The following is a 6,541-nucleotide window of genomic DNA, read 5'->3' as shown; positions in this document are numbered from 1 at the left end:
GTATTACTCATCAGAAAAATGTCAAATTTGAATGTAACGTAAAAGGTATATGTGGTGACATTGAATTTGATGATGCTACTGGTTTTGTCGCTCAATATGAATATGCTTTTTCTCCAGCAAAAATGTCAAAAAATCATTTTGCGATTGGAGTTAAATACACCCACATTGAGTACACTACACCAATTATTAATAAAGACATCGATGGCAGCGGCTTTGATGTTCATCTTGCTTATTTATTCTAATTATTATAGCCAAACGACTTGAAGTTGCAGGTAGGCGGCAAGCGAGTGAATCCCCATGAGCATAGGCAAGCTATGTGATTGGGGTGAACGAACGTAGCCAACACTGCTGCAGATTCAAGTAGGAAGGATATACTGGAATATATACAAAACTAGTTAACTTTTACGTCAGCAGCGTTCGAAGGAAGATAACCATCACCGCTGCTTCTTTACCGAGATACTGAAAGGGAGCAAATTTTAACTAACATGGCTATATCACCGCGAAAAAATCAATAAGCAACATAGCAGCCCCCTCCCTTATCTAGATACCTAGACTTTTTACTTACCTATTCGACAACGTTTGCACTTGGATCTATCACCCCTCCAAGCTAGACTGTCAACATTTAAAAGCCTATTGAGTTTACAAAAGGTTACTTTAAGCTCTCACTTGAGTATGGACTTTTCATGGATTTAGCTTTTGATCGCCAACATATCTGGCACCCTTATACGTCAACCATTAACCCGTTAACTTGTTATCCCGTCACTCATGCACAAGGCGTCACTCTCTACTTAGAAGATGGCAAAACATTGGTTGATGGCATGTCGTCTTGGTGGGCGGCAATCCATGGTTATAATCATCCAGCTTTAAATCAAGCGGCGCATCAGCAAGTAGATAAAATGTCTCATGTCATGTTTGGGGGCTTAATCCATCAACCCGCGATTGATCTCTGTAAACAGCTATTAGCATTAACACCTGATAATTTGCAGCAAGTGTTTCTCGCCGATTCCGGCTCAGTAGCGGTGGAGGTTAGCCTGAAAATGGCGCTACAGTATTGGCACGCCAAAGGTGAACAACGCGCTAAATTTCTTACCTTACGTCATGGCTATCATGGTGATACTTTCGCTGCAATGTCAGTGACTGATCCGGATAACTCAATGCATAGCCTATATAAAGGCTTTTTACCTGAGCACATTTTCGCTGATTCACCAAAAACTGGTTTTTATGATCGTTGGCAAGAGTCTGATATCGACGATTTTCGCAGCAAGATCGCACTCCATCATCAACAGATTGCCGCGGTGATCCTTGAGCCGATCGTTCAAGGTGCTGGAGGCATGCGCATCTATCATCGACAATTTCTGCGTGAAGTACGTCAACTTTGTGATCACTATAACGTGCTGTTAATTGTTGATGAAATTGCTACCGGTTTTGGTCGAACGGGGAAATTGTTTGCTTGTCAACATGCCGATATACAGCCAGATATTATGTGCCTTGGTAAAGCCTTAACCGGCGGTTATATGACGCTTTCGGCAACATTAACCAGCAAGCTAGTCGCTGATACGGTTTGTAGTGGTGAAGCTGGGTGCTTTATGCACGGACCAACCTTTATGGGTAATCCTTTAGCTTGTGCTGTCGCTTCCGCCAGTCTCGCACTGATTGCCAAAGGAGATTGGCAAATACAAGTGGCTAATATTGAAAGCCAATTTGCCAAACGTTTACCCGATTTTACCACCTACCGACACGTAAAAGACGTGCGCTGGCTTGGCGCCATTGCCGTCATAGAAACCCACCATCCAGTCAATATGAGTGTGATTCAAGCACTGTTTGTCGAGCTTGGTGTATGGATCCGGCCTTTTGGCCGCTTAATCTATTTAATGCCACCTTATATCAGTGACCATAAACACATTGATGCGCTTTTAGATGCTATCGAGATGGCCTTAAATAAAGACGCTTGTTTCCAGTTAGGTTAATTTTGGATGTTATAACAGCGCAGTCATTGAAAATTAAAGTGGAAAAAACCGACGCTTTAAGCATCGGTTTAGATTAATTGGTACTTAAATCAACCAAGACTGATTACTGATCGGTCACCATTAAGATACTGAAAGCAAAATTGTGAGAATGGTGAATGACTTCTCCATTGACTGAATCAAAACTTAAAGCACTGGCTTCTTGAGTAGACGGTGTATTACTCCAAATGTAACCCGCTAAATCACCTGGCTCTACATCATATGCTGAGCCCCAAACGCGATCATTCATAGAGGGTGAATAACAGGCCATCTCGGTTAACGATACTAACTCTTTAATATTCGGCATCCGCCAAGCTTGCTTTCCAGCAAATTGATATAAGGGATGGTTTGCATGCGGATCATCAACTGCTTGAGCCGTTTGTAAAGCACTTTGCCAATTTTCTAATGTCGCTTCTCCAAGACAACGGTCTAAATTAGCATCCCAGTGTTGTCCCACCGCACAGCGCATCCAAGTTAATCCGGTTAATTTATCTTTAACGACTCCTTGGTTCGAATAGTCAAAACGTGTATTGGGCGCCGATAACGCCATAGAATGCAAACATTGTTGCTGGGCTAATGCCGTTAAGCTAATCAATAACAACGAGACAGCAATAAACATCTTTTTCATTTTAATTATCCTTTAATGACACCATGCGAACGGGTAATTGATAAGAATCCCCTAACTCGGCATCTGCACTGGCTGAGTAAATATCATAAAAACCAATCTGACCACGATCTTCGCCAACTCCTTGAATGACTGGGTAAGAAAACACACCTTTATCATTCAAACTACTGTATAGAGAAAATTTAATGCTGGAATGCCATACTTCACCACCCAACGTATAAGGGCTACCCTGCGATTGATGTAAAAAGAAAGGATGTGTAAATGCATAGAGTTGGCCATCCTCAGTCTTTTTTGTTTCACCAAAATCGACCAAGTTATACAACTCAATCAGCGTCGGTAAACGCCAATTGGTTTGACCGCAAAAAGCCTTTTCGTTTAAATAATCAGCATAATCTTGAGTCGAACAAAGCTTATCCGAATGCTGCTGACAATCTGCCGCCGAAATATCCGCTATTGCCGGTTCAAAGTTTGGTAATTTTAAGGCAAACGTTCGGTTATAAAAATGAACAGAGTCTGGCTGATCATTTTTATGTTCCCAAATCTGACCCGTTCGCACATCTTGTACGCATGACCACTCTGATGCGCTATTGTCTAATTGACCGCCTTGTTGATCTAACTTGATAAATTTAAAGCCATTACCACTGAATAATTGTCGATCGGTTGCATCAAAGCCAAAATCTGCATCTTGGCCTGGGTAATGTATTGAAGATTGCTCAATCAACTGCTGTTGATTACCGGAATAAAATAATTTCACTCCGGTATCATTCAGCACCATACGTTGCTGTTGCTGGTTAGCTATTTCCTCAATGATATTATTTAAATCTTGTTCTGAAAATAAATCATACGCAAAATGCTTATCTTTCACTTTTAAGTCATTACCTAATGTCGCGAGTACGATAACCATATTCTCATCGGTTAAAAGTGGAATGAGTAGCTGCATATTCAGACTCAAGTTATCCAATCGCGGAGCTAATGCATTGGTATTAATTGAGTGAATAAAGTCAGTGTCATTATGATAATTTGGTAATTGATTAACTAAACGTTGCTCGGCTTGATGTAAAGACTGACCATTTAAAACCATAGCGCTAAGTAGCGTGGTCAGCTCATTAATCACCAATGGTTGAGCAGCATTGTGCCCGACGGTAAATAAGCGATATTCTACTTTGTTTAGCGAGATTTCAGCAACTAACGGGCTACTATAAAGCTTTTCTGTCGTTGCTTGTAAGCTAAATGGCTTGTCGGATTGAATTTCAATGCTAGGTTCAGTAGCATCACAACGTAAATTGTGGTTCAAGTCAGTACACACTTTTGCATTAAGCAAAGTCTGTGTGTTGATATCCAACTTTCCTGAGAGCTGATACTGAGGTAGCTCTACTGGCGATTCTGGACTATCGGATCCTCCGCAGCCAGCTAACAGCAAGGCAGCAGCAATAAACGAATATTGATATTTCATTTTTCTCTTCTTTTCGTTGGTTCAAGATAAATGCTGCGCGAACTAATGATTCGCGCCATAAAAATCGATAGTAGGATCAGCAACGACAGACCATTGCTACTGCCCCCAGAACTTGGTGACGTTAAGCTTGGCTGTTCATTGTGACTGCATTGATAATCACTAAAAGGCCCTACTCCCCAAGCTCGCAAAGTACCTTGATGGCCTTCATGCTGGTCGATAATTTCTAGACGCCACCGTCCCCATCCCATTTGCTGCTCGAGGCTCGCTAATGGTTGATCATGCTCCACAGTAAAGTAACCGTTGAAACCACTTTGCAGTGATGATTGATGATCCCAAAGCGTCACTTTAGTGCCCTGCGGAGAGGTGAGTGTGATCGATAAATCAGACATTGAAGGATGTTCAATATCGAGATAAACCGTAAAACGCTTATCAATAATAAGATCACGATCGGTCAAGGTATGGGAAAAAATCATACGACCCGGAGTAAATCGTCCTTGGGCATCGCTACTGGCATCCGGTAACTGATAATTCGGGCTGACCAGTGGTGTCGTTAATTTGGGTACGCCGACGATGATCTTTTTCTCGTCTTGCCATCTCTGCTCACTCAACCATGACTGGAATCGGTATCTCACATCAAGTTGAGATGAGAATGCTTGTCCGCAGACTAAATTCGAAGGCAATGGACTGCTTATTTCTAATCTATGCTCAAGCTGTTGATTCATCGTCAGTACAAGATTAGTATCCAATAACCAATCACCACTGACTAACGTAGGGCGACCTGTTGTCTCTAATGCTATCGTTAAAGGAGTTTGTGAATCGATATAGCGTTGATCAAGGCGAACGACAAAGGGCGATTTCAATAAATCGTGATGACTAAACTGACGACGTAGAATTTGTGCATAATCTTTCTCTGGATACAACCGAGTAGCCGCATACAGCGTGCTTTCGGCAAGATTATGCATTTTTAAACCTCGACCAAGACCATACATAGACTGTAAAACAATCGTATCAAACTCACGAAAAACCTTGTCTGTTCCATCTCCATACTGCTGAACCGCTGCTTTTAGAGCTTGAAATAGTGCACTCGACCAGAGCTCATCACCCAGTTCACCACCTACACTTTCATGTGCACGATAATGTCCATGCTCAAAATAACGTGCACGTTGATTCCACAGACTCCGCGTTGTACGGCGGGGACCGAAAACACCATCCCAATTAAACACGGTATCAATTTCAAATTCTTGGCCACGCCTTGCCGGATCAAGATATTGGACACGATAACTATAACTGCCCGCCCAATAATCAGCGAAACCTTCACCAATAGCTCCCGAGTGCCCATACCCCCAATCGGGAACAATTTGATAATGAATTCCATGAGCTAATTCATGTAAGATTACATCTGCATCAATGGCATCGGGCGATGGACCTCCAATCCCAAACACAATCGTATTTGGGCCTTTGTAATAGGTTGAATTATTAGTTACAAGACCTCGCGCATCGAACTTAACTGGCTGATTAAATAACGGATAGCCTAACGACTTACTGTATTCGATCGAATGGTTGAGATGATAAAAAGCCATGAGAGGAGCAAAGCGCTCATCATTAAGTTCAATTTTTGCCAAGTCAGCAAGATCAGAGAATCGACTAATCATCTTATTGGGCAAAAAGTTACCTTGCTCGCGAACAACTGGGCCATCAGGAGTTTGCTTACCCAATAAAGCCTTAACATTCACTTCAACTAGATGATGATTCCGTAAAAAATACTCCTCCCCAACCTGAAGTAATTCAATATCTTTAGTTTGATAAACAATAGGTAACGGATAATCGTCCTGTTGACGCCATCCATTTTCAGGAGCAGGGAGCTGCTGTGCCGTACGTAAATCAGGATCAAATAACTGAGTCGATGCCGTTACTAACTTACCTTGTGACAATTCTGGTGGATAATCAGCTTCGATCTGGCGTGGATATTCTAATTCCAAAGCCGTTGTAGGTCTGCCATTAATTAATACACTATTGTCTAAACTATGGAATATACGACGGATCCGGTGTTGATTATCAATTGAAACAACGATCGTCTTTTGATGTTGATATTCTCCATTTTGCCAGATATCAAAGTTATAATGCTGTTCAATTAATGACTTTGTTTGGTATCTTAATTTGCTTTTTTCAATAGGGTAATGTTGTGCAATAAAATCTTGAATATCGCCCACCGAATTAATCGTTATATTAGTATCAAAATAATCCCATTCACCGGCAGAAACCAAACAGGAAACACTATAAAAAATCGTCAATAAACCTAATCTTAATTTCATAAACATGAATTCCAATATTTAAAATTGATACTTAGCATTAATAGTGAAATAGCGACCTGGTTTAGTCGAATAACGAGTGTTTTCTTGCGCTATACCAGCGACATCTTGATAACGGATATATTCATTATCAAAAATATTAATCACTGAG

Annotated in this window: 4 protein-coding genes and 1 pseudogene; 2 read left to right on the top strand and 3 right to left on the bottom strand. The window is 41.2% G+C overall.

Going from position 1 to position 6,541, the window contains the following annotated elements; all coding sequences use genetic code 11:
- Together CAG60_RS10550 and bioA are read left to right on the top strand one after the other, a co-directional pair.
- A pseudogene (locus CAG60_RS10550) lies at positions 1–242 on the top strand (hypothetical protein); the annotation flags it as partial.
- Between the two features lie 441 nt (positions 243–683).
- Entirely contained in the window at positions 684–1,967 is a 1,284-nt protein-coding gene (gene bioA, locus CAG60_RS10545) for an adenosylmethionine--8-amino-7-oxononanoate transaminase (protein ID WP_161438898.1), read from the top strand.
- Positions 1,968–2,070: 103 nt separating this feature from the next.
- Here the strand turns inward: bioA and CAG60_RS10540 are convergent, their stop codons facing one another.
- The 3 genes from CAG60_RS10540 to CAG60_RS10530 are packed head-to-tail and all read right to left on the bottom strand — an operon-like array spanning position 2,071 to position 6,393.
- On the bottom strand, positions 2,071–2,631 hold the full coding sequence (locus tag CAG60_RS10540) for an Lcl C-terminal domain-containing protein (RefSeq protein ID WP_161438897.1): 561 nt from the start codon (positions 2,629–2,631) through the stop codon (positions 2,071–2,073).
- Between the two features lies 1 nt (position 2,632).
- Complete coding sequence (locus CAG60_RS10535) at positions 2,633–4,081, bottom strand: Lcl domain-containing protein (protein ID WP_161438896.1); 1,449 nt, start codon at positions 4,079–4,081, stop codon at positions 2,633–2,635.
- Positions 4,078–6,393 (bottom strand): proprotein convertase P-domain-containing protein, encoded by a 2,316-nt coding sequence (locus tag CAG60_RS10530; protein ID WP_161438895.1) that lies wholly within the window; start codon positions 6,391–6,393, stop codon positions 4,078–4,080. The genes CAG60_RS10535 and CAG60_RS10530 overlap by 4 nt, the downstream gene beginning before the upstream one ends.
- Positions 6,394–6,541: the final 148 nt, after the last annotated feature.

It is taken from the genome of Vibrio sp. V33_P6A3T137, from assembly GCF_009904835.1.
In the GTDB taxonomy this organism is placed as follows: Bacteria; Pseudomonadota; Gammaproteobacteria; order Enterobacterales; family Vibrionaceae; genus Vibrio; species Vibrio metschnikovii.
The sequence above is the reverse complement of the archived record's forward strand: the minus strand, read 5'-3'. Positions and strand labels throughout refer to the sequence as shown.